General features: G+C 41.2%; 19 protein-coding genes and 1 riboswitch. Of the genes, 4 read left to right on the forward strand and 15 right to left on the reverse strand.

Annotated features, from left to right (window positions below; translation table 11 throughout):
- Position 1 precedes the first annotated feature (1 nt).
- The 5 genes from JOC94_RS00515 to JOC94_RS00535 all read right to left on the reverse strand — a co-directional run bounded on the left by JOC94_RS00515 (position 2) and on the right by JOC94_RS00535 (position 4,600).
- Positions 2-1,027 carry a CoA transferase subunit A gene (locus tag JOC94_RS00515; protein WP_077109810.1) on the reverse strand — a complete coding sequence of 342 codons (1,026 nt, stop codon included), beginning with the start codon at positions 1,025-1,027 and terminating at the stop codon, positions 2-4.
- A gap of 24 nt (positions 1,028-1,051) precedes the next feature.
- Positions 1,052-1,705, reverse strand: coding sequence for a methionine ABC transporter permease (locus JOC94_RS00520; protein ID WP_077109809.1), 654 nt, complete (start codon positions 1,703-1,705; stop codon positions 1,052-1,054).
- On the reverse strand, positions 1,695-2,696 hold the full coding sequence (locus JOC94_RS00525; RefSeq protein WP_077109808.1) for a methionine ABC transporter ATP-binding protein: 1,002 nt from the start codon (positions 2,694-2,696) through the stop codon (positions 1,695-1,697). The genes JOC94_RS00520 and JOC94_RS00525 overlap by 11 nt, the downstream gene beginning before the upstream one ends.
- On the reverse strand, positions 2,693-3,523 hold the full coding sequence (locus tag JOC94_RS00530) for a MetQ/NlpA family ABC transporter substrate-binding protein (RefSeq protein ID WP_205177871.1): 831 nt from the start codon (positions 3,521-3,523) through the stop codon (positions 2,693-2,695). Before JOC94_RS00530 ends, JOC94_RS00525 begins: the two co-directional genes overlap by 4 nt.
- 487 nt (positions 3,524-4,010) lie before the next feature.
- Positions 4,011-4,129: riboswitch (SAM riboswitch) on the reverse strand.
- A gap of 84 nt (positions 4,130-4,213) precedes the next feature.
- Positions 4,214-4,600, reverse strand: coding sequence for a DUF4870 domain-containing protein (locus JOC94_RS00535; protein ID WP_077109806.1), 387 nt, complete (start codon positions 4,598-4,600; stop codon positions 4,214-4,216).
- 337 nt (positions 4,601-4,937) lie between these two features.
- Here JOC94_RS00535 and JOC94_RS00540 point away from each other — a divergent pair, with 337 nt between their 5' ends.
- Positions 4,938-5,156, forward strand: a complete 219-nt coding sequence (locus JOC94_RS00540; RefSeq protein ID WP_236016921.1) for a hypothetical protein — start codon at positions 4,938-4,940, stop codon at positions 5,154-5,156.
- Between the two features lie 117 nt (positions 5,157-5,273).
- On the opposite strand, the gene JOC94_RS00545 is transcribed toward JOC94_RS00540, so the two are convergent.
- From JOC94_RS00545 to JOC94_RS00560, 4 genes are all read right to left on the reverse strand, one after another.
- Complete coding sequence (locus JOC94_RS00545; protein ID WP_236016922.1) at positions 5,274-5,876, reverse strand: cation:dicarboxylate symporter family transporter; 603 nt, start codon at positions 5,874-5,876, stop codon at positions 5,274-5,276.
- A gap of 72 nt (positions 5,877-5,948) precedes the next feature.
- Positions 5,949-6,206, reverse strand: a complete 258-nt coding sequence (locus tag JOC94_RS00550) for a transposase (RefSeq protein ID WP_077109805.1) — start codon at positions 6,204-6,206, stop codon at positions 5,949-5,951.
- A 488-nt stretch (positions 6,207-6,694) separates the two neighbouring features.
- Complete coding sequence (locus JOC94_RS00555; RefSeq protein WP_077109804.1) at positions 6,695-8,026, reverse strand: hypothetical protein; 1,332 nt, start codon at positions 8,024-8,026, stop codon at positions 6,695-6,697.
- 451 nt (positions 8,027-8,477) lie between these two features.
- Complete coding sequence (locus tag JOC94_RS00560; RefSeq protein ID WP_077109803.1) at positions 8,478-8,906, reverse strand: hypothetical protein; 429 nt, start codon at positions 8,904-8,906, stop codon at positions 8,478-8,480.
- Positions 8,907-9,939: 1,033 nt separating this feature from the next.
- Between JOC94_RS00560 and JOC94_RS00565 the strand changes: the two genes are divergently transcribed.
- A complete protein-coding gene (locus tag JOC94_RS00565) occupies positions 9,940-11,994 on the forward strand; it encodes a molybdopterin oxidoreductase family protein (protein ID WP_077109802.1) in 2,055 nt (684 codons plus the stop codon).
- Between the two features lie 173 nt (positions 11,995-12,167).
- On the opposite strand, the gene JOC94_RS00570 is transcribed toward JOC94_RS00565, so the two are convergent.
- Both JOC94_RS00570 and JOC94_RS00575 read right to left on the reverse strand, forming a co-directional pair.
- Positions 12,168-12,647 (reverse strand): DUF7878 domain-containing protein, encoded by a 480-nt coding sequence (locus JOC94_RS00570; protein ID WP_077109801.1) that lies wholly within the window; start codon positions 12,645-12,647, stop codon positions 12,168-12,170.
- Entirely contained in the window at positions 12,623-13,090 is a 468-nt protein-coding gene (locus tag JOC94_RS00575; protein ID WP_077109800.1) for a hypothetical protein, read from the reverse strand. The genes JOC94_RS00570 and JOC94_RS00575 overlap by 25 nt, the downstream gene beginning before the upstream one ends.
- Before the next feature lie 76 nt (positions 13,091-13,166).
- On the opposite strand from JOC94_RS00575, the gene JOC94_RS23440 reads away from it, so the two are divergent.
- Complete coding sequence (locus JOC94_RS23440; RefSeq protein WP_077109799.1) at positions 13,167-13,460, forward strand: transposase; 294 nt, start codon at positions 13,167-13,169, stop codon at positions 13,458-13,460.
- A gap of 158 nt (positions 13,461-13,618) precedes the next feature.
- On the opposite strand, the gene JOC94_RS00585 is transcribed toward JOC94_RS23440, so the two are convergent.
- Positions 13,619-15,199: a glycerol-3-phosphate dehydrogenase/oxidase gene (locus JOC94_RS00585; RefSeq protein ID WP_077109798.1), complete on the reverse strand. Its 1,581-nt coding sequence runs from the start codon at positions 15,197-15,199 to the stop codon at positions 13,619-13,621.
- A gap of 165 nt (positions 15,200-15,364) precedes the next feature.
- Between JOC94_RS00585 and JOC94_RS00590 the strand changes: the two genes are divergently transcribed.
- Complete coding sequence (locus tag JOC94_RS00590) at positions 15,365-15,928, forward strand: glycerol-3-phosphate responsive antiterminator (RefSeq protein WP_077109797.1); 564 nt, start codon at positions 15,365-15,367, stop codon at positions 15,926-15,928.
- Positions 15,929-15,955: 27 nt separating this feature from the next.
- Here JOC94_RS00590 and JOC94_RS00595 read toward each other — a convergent pair whose 3' ends face one another.
- Genes JOC94_RS00595 through JOC94_RS00605 form a run of 3 tightly spaced genes read right to left on the reverse strand, consistent with a single transcriptional unit; the run spans position 15,956 to position 19,581 of the window.
- The gene (locus JOC94_RS00595; RefSeq protein WP_077109796.1) at positions 15,956-16,732 is read right to left on the reverse strand and encodes an HAD-IIA family hydrolase; all 777 of its coding nucleotides are present in this window, start codon (positions 16,730-16,732) and stop codon (positions 15,956-15,958) included.
- Positions 16,733-16,753: 21 nt separating this feature from the next.
- A complete protein-coding gene (locus JOC94_RS00600; protein ID WP_077109795.1) occupies positions 16,754-18,454 on the reverse strand; it encodes an ABC transporter permease in 1,701 nt (566 codons plus the stop codon).
- Entirely contained in the window at positions 18,451-19,581 is a 1,131-nt protein-coding gene (locus tag JOC94_RS00605; RefSeq protein WP_077109794.1) for an ABC transporter ATP-binding protein, read from the reverse strand. The genes JOC94_RS00600 and JOC94_RS00605 overlap by 4 nt, the downstream gene beginning before the upstream one ends.

The raw sequence follows: 19,581 nt of genomic DNA on the forward strand, positions 1-19,581 counted from the left end.
TTTATCCTCTCCTTTTCGCCACTTTTGGATATGGCGCCAATTTCTTTTCAATTTTCTCCAACTGTTTCAACACACGGACACCACCAATTTGCTCCAAATATTCGTAGTGATCATGGCTGCCATACACATATTCCTGCAAATAGGTTTCAACGCCTTCATCACTGATAGATGCATCCAGCCAAATTTGCCAATGATCTTCATCGAATGAATAAAGGCTCGGCACTTGATTTGGATGAGAACCGTATGGTACTTCAACAACCGCATCCACAACGAAATAAGGAATTTTCGTCAAGTCCGGACGACTTGAAAATACTTCGTCATGTACGATTTCTTCCGCTGTCACTAAGACGAATTTTGCCGCGTGGGCCAGTTCAATGTCTTCCGCGACATTCCCATCAATTTGACAGTTTCCATATTGATCAGCACGGTGGACATGGATGACCGCGACATCCGGATAACAAGCGGGCAGAAGCTCCACTTTCTCGTTTGTAAAAGGGTCCGTGATTGTTTTCGATCCGCTGTAATGTAAAGTATCCGTGCCAAGCGAGGATCTCGTCGGGTAAAAAGATAAACCTTTCATCGCCGCGGTAAAGCGCCATTGAAAACCGGCATTTGTAATCTCGGATAACACTTTCAACCGGCCGGATTCAACCGCTCTTCTCGTTGGAAGTGACAGTCCCCGCACTTCATCGGCAAAACCGTAGGAGACTTCCGCTTTTGTGATGTTTCCCGCTGCCGCCAACAATTGCCAATCATGCTGTGATCCTTTCGTGCCAATTGTCAGATTCCCTGTTTTTTGGCGGATGATTTCATGCACCGCGGCAATCGGGTTGCGCACCGATCCCATTCCGCCAAAAACGATATAATCCCCTTCTTTCACCCCACGCGCCACCGCTTCTTGCAATGTGGCTCTCTTGTCTTTTTTCACGAGTGATTTATTGTTTTTTCGGAACTCCCTTATTTTGTCCGGATGCTCCCACCCGAAAAGCCTGGATGTGGTATCTTCCTTTATGAATGTTTGAGTCATTGTTTTTCCTCCTTTGATATACCATTATCTTTTATCTACTGCCCTGGCTGCCCGGTCGCCGACAAACTGGATCAATTGAACGAGAATAACCAATATGATCACCGTGGCAATCATGACATCGTTTTGGAAACGGTAATAGCCGAAGCGAATGGCCAAGTCGCCAATTCCTCCGCCGCCGACGATGCCAGCCATTGCCGAATAGCTTAATAGACTGATCACCGTCACAGTAAGTCCGGCTATCATGCCCGGCTTCGCTTCAGGAAGCAGGACATCTTTCATAATCAGCCACGGGGAAGCGCCGCATGATTCCGCCGCTTCGATCACCCCTTTATCAATTTCCCGTAATGATGTTTCCACAAGGCGGGCGTAAAAAGGGATGGCGGCGACGGTCAGTGAGACGCTTGCAGCCACCGGTCCCATCGTTGTTCCCAGGATCAATTTTGTAAACGGAATAAGAACAACGAGTAAAATGATAAATGGGATCGAGCGAATGATATTGATGATGCTTCCAGCCACGCTTTGTATATAGCGGTTTTGCCAAAACATGCCTTCACTTGTCACAAAAAGGGCTACCCCCATAGGGACGCCGATGATGACCGCAAACGCAACAGCAATGCCCATCATCCATGACGTTTCAACAAATGCTTTTCCAAACTCATTTACCATTTCAGGCAACATCGGCAAGCACCTCCAATTGATTCGTCCTTTTCGTTATATATCGAATCGCCTGCCGGACATCTGATTGACTGCCAATCATTTCGATGATGAGTGTTCCGAGCGGACGTTCCTGAATGTAAGAAATTTGACCATGCAGGATATTCACAGAAATATGAAATTGTCTTAATGTCTCCGAAATGACCGCCTCTTCGGCCGAATCTCCTTTGAAAGTGATTTGGACAATCGCCCCTTTTCTTCCTAAAAGAAGTCTTTCAGGCAATTCCAGGGAGTGGACCGTTTGAACAAATTGCTTGGACAAGGCCGTTTGCGGATTGGCAAACATATCATACACATCAGCCAGTTCAACAACCTGCCCATTTTCCATAACAGCCACCCGATGGCATACATTCTGAACCACTTCCATTTCATGTGTGATTAACACGATCGTGATCCCAAGCGTTTTGTTGATTTTTTTCAACAGTTGCAATATTGACTTTGTTGTTGTCGGATCAAGTGCCGAAGTCGCTTCGTCGCATAGAAGCACTTTCGGTTCATTGGCCAGCGCCCGGGCGATACCGACCCGCTGTTTTTGTCCTCCTGAGAGTTGAGCGGGATAATGAGCGCTACGATCGGACAGCCCTACCATCTCCAAAAGCTCCGGAACCCGCTTTTTAATTTCAGCTTTCGTCTTGCCTGCCGCTTTTAATGAAAAAGCGATATTGTCATAAACGGTTTTCGAACTAATCAGATGAAAATGTTGAAAAATCATGCCGATCTTTTGGCGCTCTTTCCGAACTTCCTGATCAGATAATGCCGTCAATTCTTTACCGTCAATAACAATGATGCCTTGTGTCGGCTTTTCCAGCAGATTCAAGCATCTGAGCAATGTGCTTTTCCCGGCCCCGCTGTAACCAATGATGCCAAAAATCTCACCTTGGCGAATGGACAAGTTGACATGGTCGACAGCCGTCAACTGTTTATACCGTTTCGTAACATTCACAATTTCGATCATTCATTTTCCTCCTTTTTCACTTGATAGGGCGGTTTCACATATCCCTTTGCATGCTTGTTTGTATAGTCTAAAAATTCATCTGAGTGATAGGCTTTTTCGAGAGCTTTTGCGAACGGCTTTTCAATATCTTCTTTTCTGAGCGTCACATAAATCAAATAACCTTCCGGTGTTTTTTCGATCTCCACTGCTTCACCTAGTTTTAATCCCGAAGCCAATGCAAAATTTCCGTTAATAAAAGCAAAATCAGTATCTCCCAATGAACGCGGTGTTTGGGCGGGATCAATTGGTTTGATGTGTAAATGAAGCTTATTTTCCACGATGTCTTTTTCAGAAACGACAGTTGGATCGGCCTTTTCATTCACAGTGATCAACCCGAAATCCGCAAGCATGTTCAACGATCTGGCCAAGTTGGTCGGATCATTGGGCATCGTTATCGTCATCCCTTCTTTCAGATCATCCAACGAATCATGTTTGTCGGAATAAAGTGCGATAGGGGCAGTCGGAACCGCGTAAGAAGCAACAAGATCCACGTCATGATTTTTATTGAACTGTTTTAAATAGATGCTGTTCTGAAATAGATTGGCGTCTATTTCTCCTTCGTTTAATGCGATGTTTGGCTGGATGTAATCATTGAACTCCACAATATTTACTCGATATCCCTCCTTTTCAAGAATCGGAATGATGCCTTCTTTCAATTGATCGCTGTACGGTCCTGCTGTGGCGCCAATGGTGATTTCTTTCTTTTCATCCCCTGCTGAAGTGCTTCCACACGCTCCCAAAGCAAGTAAAGTAAAAATCAGGCTAATGGTAAGTAATGTTTTTCTCATTTGATGATTCTCCCTCTTTAGCAAATTTATTTTTCCCATGTTATGCCAACAAATCGCAATATAATCGTTTTAAGATAGGAATACTATGTTTTTTTCCATGACAGTATCCATATTCTTTCCGGCCCTGGCTACGTATCAATGGAAAGCGTCGTGTCACTCAAAACAATTCGCAATCCACTTTTTTCATAAAAAAGACCCCTTGATTCGCACAACTATGCCGTACGTGGGCAAACTTGTGTAAATCAAGAGGCCTCCGGTTGTCCGGTCAGCTTCTTTATCATCTATAGATGTATCAGGCTGGAAATTTCGGTTGTTTTGGCGTCGTCATGGGCAACTATTGATTTTGTAATGACCTGCGACTTCAAGATTCATTTTTGCTTCAACACTCCCTTTTACGAAAGCATCTATCATTTCAATAAATGCCCAAATAAAAAGACCCCTTTACACATAAGAGGTCTCCGCTTTAAATCATATTTATCAGCTTCGCCCCTTATCTGTCAGACTTCGAACAAAAGTCTGCTGGAATTGGCACCGTTTGAATATAAAATATATTCAATGGTTGCCGAGGCTTCACAGGGCCAGTCCCTCCACCTCTCTTCATAAGAGTCATAAAAATCATTTGATTTTGTTTGGAATGTTGAAACCTATTCTATTCCGAATCTTCCCGGTTGTCAACTAAGTTTTAAAATTTTATTGGCTTCTGCCGTTAAAATGTTGAACAAGGTTTTCCGCGATGTCACCAACGACCGGCACTTTTATCCGCTCACGATGATATGTCTGGACCATGAGCACCACCCACAAAATGAAGCCAACCAATGAGATAAGCAACTTGAATAACCATCCGACAAAGGGTACATAACTAACGCCTGTCCCTACAATCCACAGAGTTGCATAAAGGACCATTGACTGCATTGCATGAAATTTTACAAAAGGGCTTTTCTTTTCCAAGATAAAGAAGATAATGCCCGTCACGAATGTTCCCAAATAGCATAATAAGCCCGCGACATTTTCTTCAAGGCCGGTGGATGATTTCCTGTCGTTCTCCTTTTGGGGGCCAATTTCATGATGATCGTCCATTCACTGCTCTCCCTTTCAAGTAATTTTTGCTGACACGAGTGTCACAAATCACACCATTTATTCAACCTTACATAAAAAAGTGAATCTAATCAATCATAATTTAGCCAAAAAAAGAACCCATAGCATGATAGCAGATTTTTCCCCACGTTCAACGGGCAAGGTCCAGAGCATGGTATAATCTATGAATAATGAGTCTGACAGATTTATGAAATAGGAGAAGTTCGTTCCGCCGTACAGCCAACGACGGCTTTGAAAAGAATGGTGGAAGTACATGAAAGCGCTATAAGCTAAAAAAGATATAGAATGAAAACGACACATTTTAGGGGAGTTGTTTGTTTTGAATAACGAATTGAAACTTTTGATAGCTATGTTTTTAATTATCGTCCCTATTTTACTTTCAATTTTTTTCAGTTTTAAAAGTGAGCTCTTGTTGCCCAAAGGTTACGATTTAGCACTTGATGGATATGTAATATCTAAAACGATGGTGATGATTTTTACCTTTTATTTACTGACTAAAACAGGATTTTTTATTTTGCGACATATTAAAAAAGACTAGCTGTATACTAGTCTGAGGCTGGCGACAAAGCATTTGGGACTGTAACAGTTTTTCCAGGTTTATTCAAACTATACGATTATATTTCGTCCTCCTAGAAATTTTTGATGTTATTCCCCCTTATAAAATTATATAAATGGGGGTGGAATGATCACTTAAACCAATCATCTCATATATTTGAGCAATAAAAGGCGTTGCAAGAGCTTGATACAATGTAGAGTCATCCAAGTTAAAGGAATAACCGGTCGGAACTACAAAAGAAACAATATTTTTTGGACATCTGAACTTTTCCATTTTATGCATCACTTTTGGCAATACTGTTTCAGAGCTAGAAGTTGAATATGCCAAAAGCAGCTCATCTTTCAATAATTTCAATGTGGAAAATATTAGTAATAAGCCAGCTTCTCGATACCTCCAAGCACAACAACAATAAAAAAGAGCATAGTTGCAAAGACAAGAATCATTAGTTTTCCAAGTGGAATCAATGAATCTAAACCAAATTTTGACACCGATACACCAATTAAAGAAAATACACCGAATGGGGCAAAACTTCATAATAATATTTGTCACCCAAAACATAGCATCTGCTCCACCTTCAAAGAAGGCAAACACAGTTTTTCCTTTTTCGCCAACCACTGTAATCCCTAAACCGAATAAGACAGAAAAGAAGATAATGGGAAGCATATTCCCATGATTGGTAATACGTACTTCTTGGCACTTCAAGCACTTCGCACATTATTCGAACCGGGTGGTTTTCTTTCTCCTGCTTGATATGGTCGATGATCTCTTGGTTGGTCACTTTTTCGCGAATATGGTCATAGCCTTTTTTAGAATGTCGCCCTCTTGTTTAAGGCGAAGGTTTTCTTTTTGGATTTCCGCAATCTCTGCTGATGATAAGCCATCACTTCCTTCAGGAGAAAGTGCTTTGATCCATTTATAAATCGTTACTTCAGATACCCCATATTCGCGGTTGAGATCGCTCACAGATGTGCCAGATCTGTAAAGCTCGACAATTGTTTGCTTACATTCTTGATTATAACGTTTTTGTTTCATTCCGGACACGTCCTCTCTATTTTATAGGATAGAGACTTAACTAACATGTGTCCATACATCTATACTAGCTCCACACTTCATCCAGCAGGTGATATGATGAGAAAATTTATGATTGAAACTACTAGCGGACGGATTACAGCCCATACAGGTTTAGCCATTGCTTAATTCGGCCTTCTTCTTCGTTTCTGCTCTTCTTGTTACTTGCCTTCTTTTTCCGATAATGAGCCGAGGCGGAGCATCTTCTGTGCATTTCTAATCATATCCTTGCATGTTTTTAGCTGGTGCTTTTTGAAAGTAAGCTATATAGATTTCATAAGAATATACGTTCTTATTTGGTTTAAAAGAAAAGCCCGAAATTGGGCCATTTTGTTACATGTTTAAAATTTTTTCTTTTTGTGCTTGACATTCTTCTTGTGTAACGATGCCCTCATCAAGCAATTCTCTGAACTTTTTATCGAAAAATCCCAATTAATTTACCTCTGATTTTATTATTTCCTAAGTCCCGTCAGTTTTAAAAGGCTTGATAAAAATCCTTCTTTTTTACGTCTCGTCTCGGGTTGTTTATTGACATCTACTGTTATTGTTATGGAATTAACGTGAGCAAGATGATTTTTTGGCTCAACACCTTCATTCACCCTAACCCAATCCTTGTCTATTTCTGGATTAATAAAGTCTGGCAGATCATCTAACGCTTTTAGTATTCTTTCCATGGAAAATGCTGGACAGTGAATATAAGGAGTGGAATATTCTTTGATTCTATCTAAAATCTCGTTTTTATTTACATGCCATACTCCATTAGTATCAAATCTGCCAAATTTCCACCAAGGGTTATTAAACTGACTTATTTGTAGCCTATGGCAACCGAATGGATTTATAGTATACTCACTAGCGCCGTAACAAAAATCAGACTTACCAGACCTTAATTTATCTCCATAACAATAGTTAATTCCACCAACAATTTTTCTGTCTACAATTTCACCGTTTATTATAACAAAGCATGATTTCCAATTATTTATTAGCTCATATAAACTAATAAACGCGAGGTAATCACTGGTCTGCTCCGAAAATACAGCTTGATGAATAATGTTATTATCTTCATCAAAAGATTCAATATATTGCGGCGCTGATTTCGCTAATGTGACTGCCTTTTGATAATTCTTAGAAGTAGAATAACCAAAACTTATTGAAACATACCATTTTGGAAATAATGATACGTTAATGTTTTTTTTTGCTAAACTTAAAACGTCTTCATTCATTACTACATTGTTATTATCAACAATTTCCTGTATCGGTTCCTCTGGAATATCCTGACCTTCTAACCACAAAGAATATGTACTTTTGATTTTTCTCTTTATTAATGAGTTTGTGTTTGCTAAGTACCATTTCAATGCATTTCTATCCAACTCTGGAAGAATAACGTATAAGTCTTTTTGCAAAGTTCCTGGATATTCTCTTACTCTAGATTGGACAGAAATATATGCACTTTTAACATTGTTTATAAACTCTAATTCATCGTTTCCTCGTCTTTCATCCCAAGCTCGACATTCAACTGATCTATTAACTACACTTCTTGCTTTCTCAAAATCTGAAATAATCAAGTAGCATTTTAACAAAACATCTCTACAAGGAATAGAGGGAGGAATTATTACAGAGTGATCTTTGTATTCTATATGGCATTCTCTAATAAAAGCTGGGAGGTTATCCATTCCCATTTCGCAAACACTAATGCATTTTTCGATATCCCCGTCTCCATTTCGTTTTGGTCTATATTTTTCGATTTTCTCATGAAGACTAAAGTGAAAATCAATAGCATTCTTCACAGCGATCACCCCTTAAAGAAATATTTTTTTTACATATTGATCAGAATAAGGGGGCGACAAATATTACAAGTAAACATTCAAAAAAATTACACTTCTTGAGTTTAACAAACTCTTATGGGACTCCAAAAATACATAACATGCAATTTCATACATGGATAGTCTCATAATATTCCTTTAACTGATTGTCAGGCATGTAATTCAACAGCAAACTTGTGAGCTTCCGCCTCAATCCTGCTGACTGAATAAAAGGTGTTTTTACGCGCGCAAACGTACTTTTGAATTTCATAGCATAAGTCCTTATTAATCGCGATGAATTTATTTAAATATTTACGTGGTTAGTCGTTACTTGAATCATGAAATGAATGGCTTTTAAAAATATCAGTTAATAAGTAGGGATCATTCGTTTTGTGTTTTTTGATTAATTCATTAACTTTTTTACGAATCAACTTAACTACGCCCTATTCTTTATTTTGAATATCTCCCGTTCATGTTGAGAAATCTTTTTATCAAAATAATCAAGGTCATCCTTTGTGGCGAGCTGTTCAAGATGAGACATGGTTTCAGAATGGTATTCAGTTAGCTTTCCAGTTTGCTCATAAATAATTTGTTGCTTAGATTCTATGCTGGTTAAACGTTCGTTTGTTTTTTGTTGTTCTAGTTTAATTTCAAAAACTTCGGTCTTAATCCCGGCAATTTCTTCTTTGACGCCTTTTAATTCATCTAAAATCTGCTTCAACAGCTGCTCATTCATCGCTATTCTCCTTTCTGTATTTTTTGGTGTGTATTTTCTTATTAATTTTTTTAGTGTTCTCACGATATATTCCATGGATTTTGAAAATGATTTCTGCGCTTCTTTTGAAAATGGTTCATCATCAAACACTAACCCTTCTGCATGCTCAAGATCGTTTTTTATTTCCTAAAGTCTTTTGGCAATGTCCTCTTCGTCTTGGTCAGCAGGGCGGTGTAGAGAGTATCTGGTTTCATTTTATCAGTTCTGCCGAGGTGGGAACAGTTAAAACTTTATAATAATCAGCTATTTTTTGTAATGTTTCATAATAAGGTTCTCGATTACCCTGTTCATACATAAGGCAACATCAATTTTTTGAAAATTTTTATTGAGTAAGATTAGTAGTTGAATGAGCGGTCGCTTTCTTTTGCCACATAGCTTCGTTTCTCTATTTTCGCAGAAAGGCGTTTTCCTTTCTTGTTTTTGTAGTATTGCTATATTCTATTGCCATATATTGGCCGGCGATGATCTTTTCAAAGGAAATCATTGTAATTAACAGCCCATTATTAAAGGACAACTATGCTATTTCTCAAGATATAACTGATAGTGCTTCTCCTGAAAAAGTATTAATGAGCGTTGAATTATAAAAAGAGGTTTATCCTCTACTCTATAAAAATCATGGAACGAAAATGGAATTGGTTTCCCAGAAAGAGGATTCAACAAAAAGATGTATGTCATTAGTGATGATGGGAAAACCCTCTCTTATGGGAAACTAATCGTGCCCTAGAATAAGAACAAATTCCGCTGTTGTTTATTCATTTAAAACATCGGTTATATAGCCAAAACCCTTCCTTCCTCTTTTGTGTAATACGGTACTGGCAACTCTGGGCTCCTTAACATATCCCTTAACCACATGAGCAACTGAATTCAAATATACAATGGCATCGTCTTCCGCTCTTGCTTTACTTGATTTGAATTTCGTTTCGAAAAAGCGACTATATTAGTTCTCCAGTTATTGGCGTTTTCACAGACTTTTGTTAGAAAATGTCACTTTTTTCAGTGGTGGTATCATGCTACTTTCTTGTGCCTTTTTCTTTATCACCCATCTAGGCTCGCTTATTTTTTCAACGTCCGATTGTCCGTAATATGATATAATCTATGAAATTATGATGTTAGGGGATGCTATATGGAATCTTTTGCACATATAAAAGATGGACTATTTCCTGCGGTTTGCTCCCTTGATTGCCCGGATCAATGCGGATTGCTCATCCATAAACAAGATGGGAAAATCGTGAAAATTGACGGAGATCCGGCTCATCCCGTTACGAAAGGGAGTATTTGCAATAAAGTTCGGAATATGGGAGCGCGACTTTACGATGAAAAAAGATTGAAAACACCTTTAAAGCGGGTTGGACGAAAAGGCGAAGGTACTTTTGTTCCAATCAGTTGGCAAGAAGCGATTGAGAGTATTTGTAGTAACTGGAAAAAGCTGATTGCTAAACAAGGCCCTGAGTCCATTTTGCCGTATAGCTTTTATGGAAATATGGGCAAGATCCATTCGGAGGGAATGGACAGGCGATTCTTTTACCGGCTCGGGGCAAGCCAGTTAGAACGAACCATTTGTTCAGATGCCGGAAGTGAGGGCTACCGCTATACGATGGGCGGCAGTTTCGGTACGGATCCCGAGGAAATGACAGAAACAAAACTATTTATTTTTTGGGGAATCAACGCGGCGAGCACAAATATGCATCAGGTGATGATCGCGCAAAAAGCGAGAAAACGAGGGGCAAAACTCATCGTCATTGATGTCCATAAAAACCAGACCGGCCGGATGGCGGATTGGTTTATTCCAATCATCCCCGGAACCGATGCGGCATTGGCGCTCGGCATCATGCACATTTTATACAACGAGAACCTCGTTGACCGCGCTTTTTTAAAAAAGCATACCGTAGGATACGAAGAACTGGAACACCACGTAAAACAATATGAGCCGGATGTTGTCTCTGGCATTACCGGAATTCCGGTTGAAGATATTTATAAACTTGCCCGGCTGTACGGGGGTACTTCCCCTTCCATGATCCGGATCGGCAACGGATTGCAACACCATGACAACGGGGGGATGATAGTCAGAACCATTTCTTGCCTCCCGGCTTTAACGGGTCAATGGCTGTTGAATGGCGGCGGCGCAATTAAATCAAATTCCGCTTACTTGAACTACAACACAAGGGCATTACAGCGGCCGGATCTGCAAAGAAAACCAACCCGCTCCATTAATATGATCCAATTGGGCCAGGCGCTTATGGAGAAGGACAACCCGATATACTCCCTGTTTGTATATGGCAGCAACCCTGCCGTGGTTGCGCCTAATTCCAGTAAGGTAAGAGAAGGATTGATGCGTGAAGATCTGTTTGTAGTCGTCCATGACTTGTTCTTAACGGAAACGGCGGCATATGCCGATATCGTTTTGCCTGCAACGTCATCCTTTGAGAATAGAGATATTTATACATCGTATTGGCATCATTATTTGCATTTACAGGAGCCAGTAATCCCTCCTTACGGGGAAAGCAAGTCAAATGCGGATGTGTTTAGGTTGCTGGCGGAAGCGATGGGATTTGGTGAAGAAGCTTTTAAAGACAGTGATGAAGATATGATTCGCCAGGCGATATCAAATGTGTCCAACCCATATTTTCCCGATGTTACCTTGGAAGAACTGCAAGACAAACGCTTTGTCAAAGCACGTGATCCGCAAAGCCGCTTACAACGGTTGAACACACCAAGCGGGAAAATTGAATTGTATTCGCATAAAATGGCGTTGGACGGGCATCCGCCACTGCCAACGCATATACCGTTGAAAGAAGAGCATTCCGACTATCCGTTTCTATTTGTACCAGGTCCGAACCATAACTTTTTGAATTCCACTTTTTCACATAACGAAAAACATGTACGATTGGAAAAAGCGCCGCAACTGTTCATTCATGAGGAAGACGCGCTGCGGCTCGGTATTGAAAATGGTGATTGGGTCCGCATTTGGAATGATCGTGGAGAATGCGAGCTGCCGGCATCTGTCGGAGACCAAGTTCTCCCAGGCGTTCTGGTCACTCAAGGACTCTGGGCCGATGCCCCTGGAGCAAAGCGACTTGTAAATTCATTGACTCCAGACCGGGAAGCAGACATGGGCGGAGGCGCAGTGTTTTTCTCAGGCAAAGTAAATGCCGAGAAGCTGGTTGTGGTGAGCAAATAAAGATGGAGTAAAGATTAAATGAAAAATAAGCCCATGGTTTTAGGCTTGAAAGTGGCGGGCATACCCCGGCTACTTTCAAGAGGAAACCCCACAAATGCAAAATCAGTCGTGGAAAAATGGTTCGTTTTTTACGACTGATTTATTTTAGGGGCTTTTTAGACACGCCCTTTTCCTTAACTCTCGATAAGAGTATGTGAAATATATTTTATAAAATTCATTAATTTGATATCAAAGTATTCTTCTATATCTTTTCTTAGCTTTTGCTCTAAATCAACAAACTCAGTAACAATATAATTCAAATCAAATACATTATAAATATCTGATTCTGCCCATATTGATTTAACCCTTGCCTTATCAGAAAACGGTAGCAAAGAAATAATAGCCCCATCTTCATAATCATCATATTCAACAGTATAGTATTGGAATTTCGGTATATTATCTTTTGTAATTTTTTCCTTCCATCTAAACAAAGCTTTGTAAAACTCAAGTATAGCCAACTCTGATTGAAAATATATTTCGTCATTAATTTTAATTGTAAACATTGCCTCTACAGCTAAAATAGATGGTACGTCCTTATTATGTTTATTAGAAATAATCTCTTTATTACTAATAAATTCATATTCAAAACTTATTTTACTGGAAATGCTGACCATATCTTACCATCATATCCTATCACTATTCTAATTTTAGTTTCTCCTTTTGTTCCAACTTTTTTTCCTAAATTGACATCAACTCTAAATGATAATTTTTCATTTTTATTCATTTCAAATTTGGAGACTGATGCTTTCTGCAATGCTTCCTTAATACATTTCTTATCAGTAGTTTGACTATTTGCATTAAATTTACTAAACCTTTGTTTGCTACTCTTTAAGTGCTTACTTTTAACTGTTAGTTTTGCAACGTTTTTTATTGCGTTACTTAGAGCATATTTTCCAAATGCACTTATAAGAGCTCTTTTTCCGTATTTTTTGATAGCCCACGTTGCGCCTTGTCTTAAAACTAAAGCTAAAACTGGTATTGCAGATGCTTGTGCATCAATTGTATTTACATTATATATCTCTCCACTACTTCTAAAAACTGGACCTATCTGGCGCACGATGATCTGCTCAACTGTCCAAATGGCCGGAAAGTGATCTTTCAATCGTACAAAAATAAAAAGAATGCCTTAGGCCATGTCCAAAGCTGAATGCGAGGATTGTTCCGATTGCCCGCTAAAAGCTCGATGTATAAAAGCCAAAGGTAACAGGCAGGTCCATTTGAATATGATCTATGAAGAAATGAAAGCAAAGGCCAAGAGAGCCCTTGAAAGTGAAGAGAACGCAGAAATCTACGCCCAACGCAAAGTTGGGGTAGAAAGTGTGCTCGGTCACATCAAGGGCAATCGGTCGTTCCCCCGATTTTCCTGCGGGGCCTTGAAAAGGTCCACTTGGAATTCGGGATCGCGGCCCTTGCCCACAACTTCTTGAAAGTAGCGGGCATACCCCGGCTACTTTCAAGAGGAAACCCCACAAATGCAAAATCAGTCGTGGAAAAATGGTTCTTTTTTCTACGACTGATTTATTTTAGGGGCTTTTTAGACACGCCCTTTTTCTTTTGCAATCCTTCGTCCAAATGAGTCCGCCTTTCACTTATGCCTATCCGCCAGTTGTTTCATATAAACCGTTACCGCTTGTTCCCACTTCTTCTTCCAGTCCACGTTAAAAAGACTCGCCCCAGTTCTGCGTGTGAAAAAATCTTCCGGCGTTATGGCCATTTCATACATCATGGCGTAGTAAACAAGCAATTTAATGGCCAATGGCAGATCGCCATCCGGTAACACATCTTCTTTGAGCGAAGCGAGAATATCTGCGTTTGTTCCATAAGTTGCGGCCATTTTCCTCGCTTCTTGTTCATCTAAACCCAACGCTTGCAATTCTCGGCTTTTCTGGTCAACAAACAGATCATAATCCCTCGGACTCGTAAAGTCTCCTCCGGAAAGCCGCAGGTTTTTCGTTACGCATTGTCCGCTTTGAACCCCTTCTTCTTCAAGCTTTTGCGCCAGCATATCCGTAACGGTTTCAGCCATTTTTCGATAACCTGTTAATTTCCCGCCAGCAATAGTTATTAATCCGGTATCAGATATCCAAATTTCATCTTTACGAGATATCTCGGAAGGGCCTTTGCCTTTTTCCTGAATTAATGGACGAACTCCAGACCATCCCGATTCAATGTCATCTATAGTAAGATCAAGTTCAGGAAACATAAACTCAATGCATGACAACAAATATTCTTTATCCTCCTCCGTAATGGGCGGATTTTTCAAATCACCGTCGAAAAAGGTGTCTGTTGTCCCAACATAAGTTTTTCCGTCTCTCGGAATGGCAAAAACCATCCGGCCATCAAGCGTATCAAAATAAATAGCCTGTCTAAGTGGAAATACCCCTTGATCAATTACAATATGGACACCTTTCGTATGTGTCAGACCTTTTCCTTTTACCTCTATATCTTTTTCAATAAGACTCTCCACCCACGGACCTGTTGCATTGACAACCTTACGGCCCACTGCTTCATATCGTTGATCCGTCAAGACGTCCCGAACCTTAACCCCCGAAATGTTTCCATCTTCATATAAGAAGCCTTCCACCTTTGTATAATTGAGCAGGTCGGCTCCCTTTTCAAAGGCTTTCTTGGCCACTTCTATTGTCAGGCGGGCATCATCCGTCCGATATTCAACATAATAACCGCTTCCCAGGAGACCATCTTTTTTTAAAAGCGGTTCCTTTGCCAATGTTTCTTCCCTCGTCAACATTCGACGCCGTTCATCCCTTTTGACTCCGGCTAAAAAATCATATACCCGCAAGCCAGCAGAAGTCGAAAACTTGCCAAATGTTCCTTTCTTATAGATCGGCAGCAACATCCATTCCGGATGTGTCACGTGGGGCGCATTCTCGTAAACAATCGCCCGCTCCTTTCCAACCTCTGAAACCATACCGACTTCAAACTGCTTTAAGTATCGCAGCCCTCCGTGGACTAGCTTTGTCGACCTGCTGGAAGTTCCCGCGGCAAAATCCTGCATCTCGACGAGAAGTGTCTTCAATCCTCTTGTTACACAGTCAAGAGCGATCCCGGTTCCTGTAATTCCCCCTCCCACAATGATGACATCGTAGTTTGTATCACCTAAATGCTCCAATAATTGGTTTCGTTCCTTAAATGAAAATGTTCTCACTTTAAAATCCTCCGTATAATAAAAGCCACTCCAACCGCCCCGTTTAAAAACGGGGGATTGCAATGGCCTTTTCTCAGAATCTCTGACCCTATATCATATTTTTAACAAATCACTTATGTGATAAACTAAAACTATTAACAATAAAAAGGGTGTGATTTGTACTACATGAGAATTGAAGACATGGTTGAATCACAAATTATCGCTTCCGTTAAAAGTGAAGCCGATCTGGAAATGGCATTAAAGAGCAACGTCAATATCGTCTTCTTGCTTACTGGGAACCTGTTATCCGCTGAGCGCTACATTTTGCAGCTAAAAGAAGCCGGAAAACACGTCTTTCTCCACCTTGACTTTATTGAAGGTCTTTCCAATTCCCGCAGTGCCGTCAACTTCATTGCTGAGGCATGGAAGCCGACAGGAATCATTACGACGAAAGCAAACATGGTCAAATTCGCCAAAGAAATGAATCTCATGACCATTCAACGGATCTTCCTTTTAGATCGCAGCGCCTTGTACAAAGGAATTGAAATGGTAAAATCATGCAGTCCCGATGCTGTTGAAATCATGCCGGGTATCATGCCGAAAATAGTTGATCAGCTTACATCAGAGCTTCCTTATCCCATTATCGTTGGTGGACTAATTTCGGAACTTCAAGAAGTTCATGACGCATTGAGAGCCGGGGCACTCGCGGTTTCTTCCGGCAATCCGAATATGTGGCATTTCGACCTGTAATCTTTCCTCATCCATATGAATTGATTTTTACACAATCTGATCAATGTCCTTCACGCTGGAGAGTGTATATTTGGGTCGATCCACCGTCCTTTCAAGCATAGATGAATCCGTGATTCCTGTCAACACAAGAACAGAGTTCATCCCTGCTTCATTCCCCATACGAATATCTGTTTCAAGCCGGTCCCCAACCATATAAACGTTTTCTGCGGGAAGCCGAAGAACTTGATCCAATACATAGCTGGCCATAAGATGAGACGGTTTTCCTATAATCATTGTCACCGTTTCTCCTGTCGCACCTTCAATGGCGCCAATCATCGCACCGCAATCGGGTAATTCTCCTTCTTTAACCGGACAAGTCCTATCCGGATTCGTTGCGATGATTTTCGCACCATTTCTCCACGCTTGAAAAGCGATGTTTAACTTATTATAATCAAATTTTCGATCCCAACCGATAACAACATAAGAAGCTAGGTGGGGATCCTTCGCTATATGGATGTTTTCTTCCGCGAGCTCGTCAAATAACGGCTCCTCCCCTATAACGTAAGCCGCATCCCCTGGCTTCATGCTATTTTTTAAATATTTTGCCGTTATAAAGTTGGAACTAATCACTTCATCTAAAGTGGTATCTACTCCAAGCATGTTGAGTTTTTTAACATAATCGGTCCGGCGTGCGATCGACTTGTTTGTCAAAAAAATCACTCGATCCCCCCGGGATTTCAGCCTGTGAATGGCGTCGGCGGCTCCTTCAATCATTTCATCATCAACATAAATCGTTCCATCCAGATCAAATATAAACCCCTTCATCACTGTCACTCCTGTAGTCTGCTATAACTGCTTATTCCCCAGCCTGTTTGCAAGTGCCTGTAACACAAGTACAAGGACAACTAATACGATCGACATCGCTGCGGCTGTATAATATTCTCCCCGCAATATATTTTGAAAGATCGCCAAACTCATCGGTGCCCACTCAGCCGGAGCCAGAAGGATTGAAACACTGGCTTCCTTAATGACAGTAACGAAAACAAGAACCGATCCAGCCGCTATACCCGGAAGCATAAGTGGTCCAATAATCGTCATCGCCGCTGTAAGCTGTGTGGCTCCAAGATTAATGGCGGCCTCTTCAATATCCTGCTTGATGGCACGCATTGTTCCCATCGTCGACCTGATCATGTACGGAAGACGCCTGATCGTATAGGCGATGATGAGCAAGATAGCTGTTCCCGTTAATTGGAGCGGAGCGGTATTAAACGTTTGAATCAGCGCAATGCCAAAAGCAATACCTGGAACAACCAACGGGATTGATACCATAAAGTCCAGCGCAGAAGAGTTTTGCCGGACAACGAAATACGAAACGAAAGTTGAAATGATCACACTGACCACAAGCGCGCCCAGCGCCAGAATAATGCTGTTTTGAATATTTCCCAGCGAGGTTGAGAAAATTGTTTTATAATGCTGCAGTGTATATCCGTTCGGCAGCGGATCTTTTCCCCATGTTGTCGCAAAAGACTGAATGGCGATTGAAAACATCGCCAAGCATGGAATGAGCACAACGATTAAGGAGTAGATCGAAAGTGTCCAGTTTAATCCTTTATGATCACTAAGCTTTTGCTGCTTAGGCTTTCCGGAAACTGTTCCGTAATTCTTTCCTTTTGTAAACAAATGCTGCAGCCAAAAGAAGAAGCCGGCGACCAGCACCATGACGACCGTTAAGATGGCTGCACCTCCCCAATTAAAGAAACCGGCCATTTCGCGGTAAGCCTCCACAACAAGCAAATTTGTTTCTTTAGGCGCCAAGATGATCGGCGTGCCAAAGTCGGAGAAACTCACAGTAAAAATAAGAAGCGCGCTCGAAATAATACCTGGCAATGCAAGCGGAAACGTTATAAAAGCAAAGGTGAAGAGGTTTTTCGCCCCGAGATTTTGCGAGGCTTCTTCCAAACTTAAGTCACTTACTTTAAACGCGGCTACGAGCGGCCAAAGTGCATATGGAAAGAAGAAGAAAACTTGAACAAGCATGATCCCCGACATGGAATACGGGTTCATCAACATTCCTTCTCCTCCAAGCGCATTGTAAATCTGCGTAACCCAACCTGAGCGGCCAAGCATAATAATGAAAGCATAAGCAGAAATAAAGGTTGGTACGATGAGCGGAACCATACATAAAGCTGATATCGTTTTCTTAAATGGCATTTTGGTGCGGGCAATGCCGTATGCAAGTGGTATACAGACGAGAGTTACAACAATCGTAACGAGAAACGAAAGCAGCAAACTATTTTTCAAAGCGGCAAAGTAACTTCTTGTTGTAAAAATCTTTTTATAATAATCAAAAGACGCCCCTTTAAACTTCTCAACCGTGGAACTGAACGTAGCCGGATCGGTCAGCGAGCCAAGCAGATTGATCGGCTGTCCGGTAAAACTGACGAGAATAACCGAAATAAGCGGAAGAATCAGGAATAGTCCAAAAAATATATAAATGAGGACTTTCACGACCGTCAGACCATTAAATCTCCCTTTTATCTGCTTCATATCAATAGCACCCTCTCGTGTTCCACCGTAAGCTTTACCTTTTTCCCTTCTTCAAAAATGCCGGTTCCAGCAGAATACGTTGTGTCTACAATAAGCTGATAACTTCCGACTTGGACGTCATATCGGACGATTGAACCAAGATATGTTGCCATTATAACGATTCCTTGAATAACGTTTGTATCATCTTCGTTGACTGTTTGATTTGCATCAGCCACTTTCACATGCTCAGGCCGAATAATGACATCCACTTCATCTTTATCTGTCCCGTTTGAGGATCGCAATACAAAACCATCCCCTTTTACAACGGTCAATCCGTTCTCTTTTCCGTCAACAATGGCTTGGAGAATGTTGGATGTTCCAACAAAATCGGCAATGAATGGTGTCGCCGGATGACTATAAAGTTCGGTTGGTGTTCCCACTTGGACCACATTGCCATGATCCATAACCGCAATGCGGTCAGCCATGCTCATTGCTTCTTCTTGATCATGGGTAACAAAAATCGTTGTGATCCCAAGATCCTGTTGAATGGAACGAATTGTATTACGCATCGAATGGCGTAGCTTCTGGTCCAGATTAGAAAGCGGCTCATCCATCAGAAGCACTGCCGGTTCCATAAGAAGGGCCCGCGCCAATGCGACACGCTGCTGCTGGCCCCCAGAAAGCTCGCTCGTTAAACGATCCGCATACTGTTCGAGTTCAACATATCGGAGCATTTCTATGACTCTGTCTTTAATGTCCTTTGGAGTCCTCCCAAGCCGTTTCGATAAAAGCCGGGCATATATCGGTAATTTTGCAAGCCACTTCTTTGTATTTAGCTGTTTGATGTTCAAGCTGTACGCAACGTTATCAAACACATTCATATGTGGGAACAAAGCATAACTTTGAAATACCATCCCGCAATTCCGCCTGTTGGCAGGAATCCCCTTCATTTCGCGGTCACCTATGTAAATGGAGCCGCTTGTAGGACTCTCGAAACCCGCGATACATCTCATTGTCGTTGTCTTTCCACAACCCGACGGGCCGAGAAGGGCGAAAAATTCGCCTTCTCGAATGTCGAGGCTAATGTTGTCCAAAGCTGTCATCTCTCCAAATTTCTTTGTTACGTTTTCTATTCTCACTGACCCCAT

This window comes from Siminovitchia thermophila (genome assembly GCF_016909185.1).
In the GTDB taxonomy this organism is placed as follows: domain Bacteria; phylum Bacillota; class Bacilli; order Bacillales; family Bacillaceae_C; genus Siminovitchia; species Siminovitchia thermophila.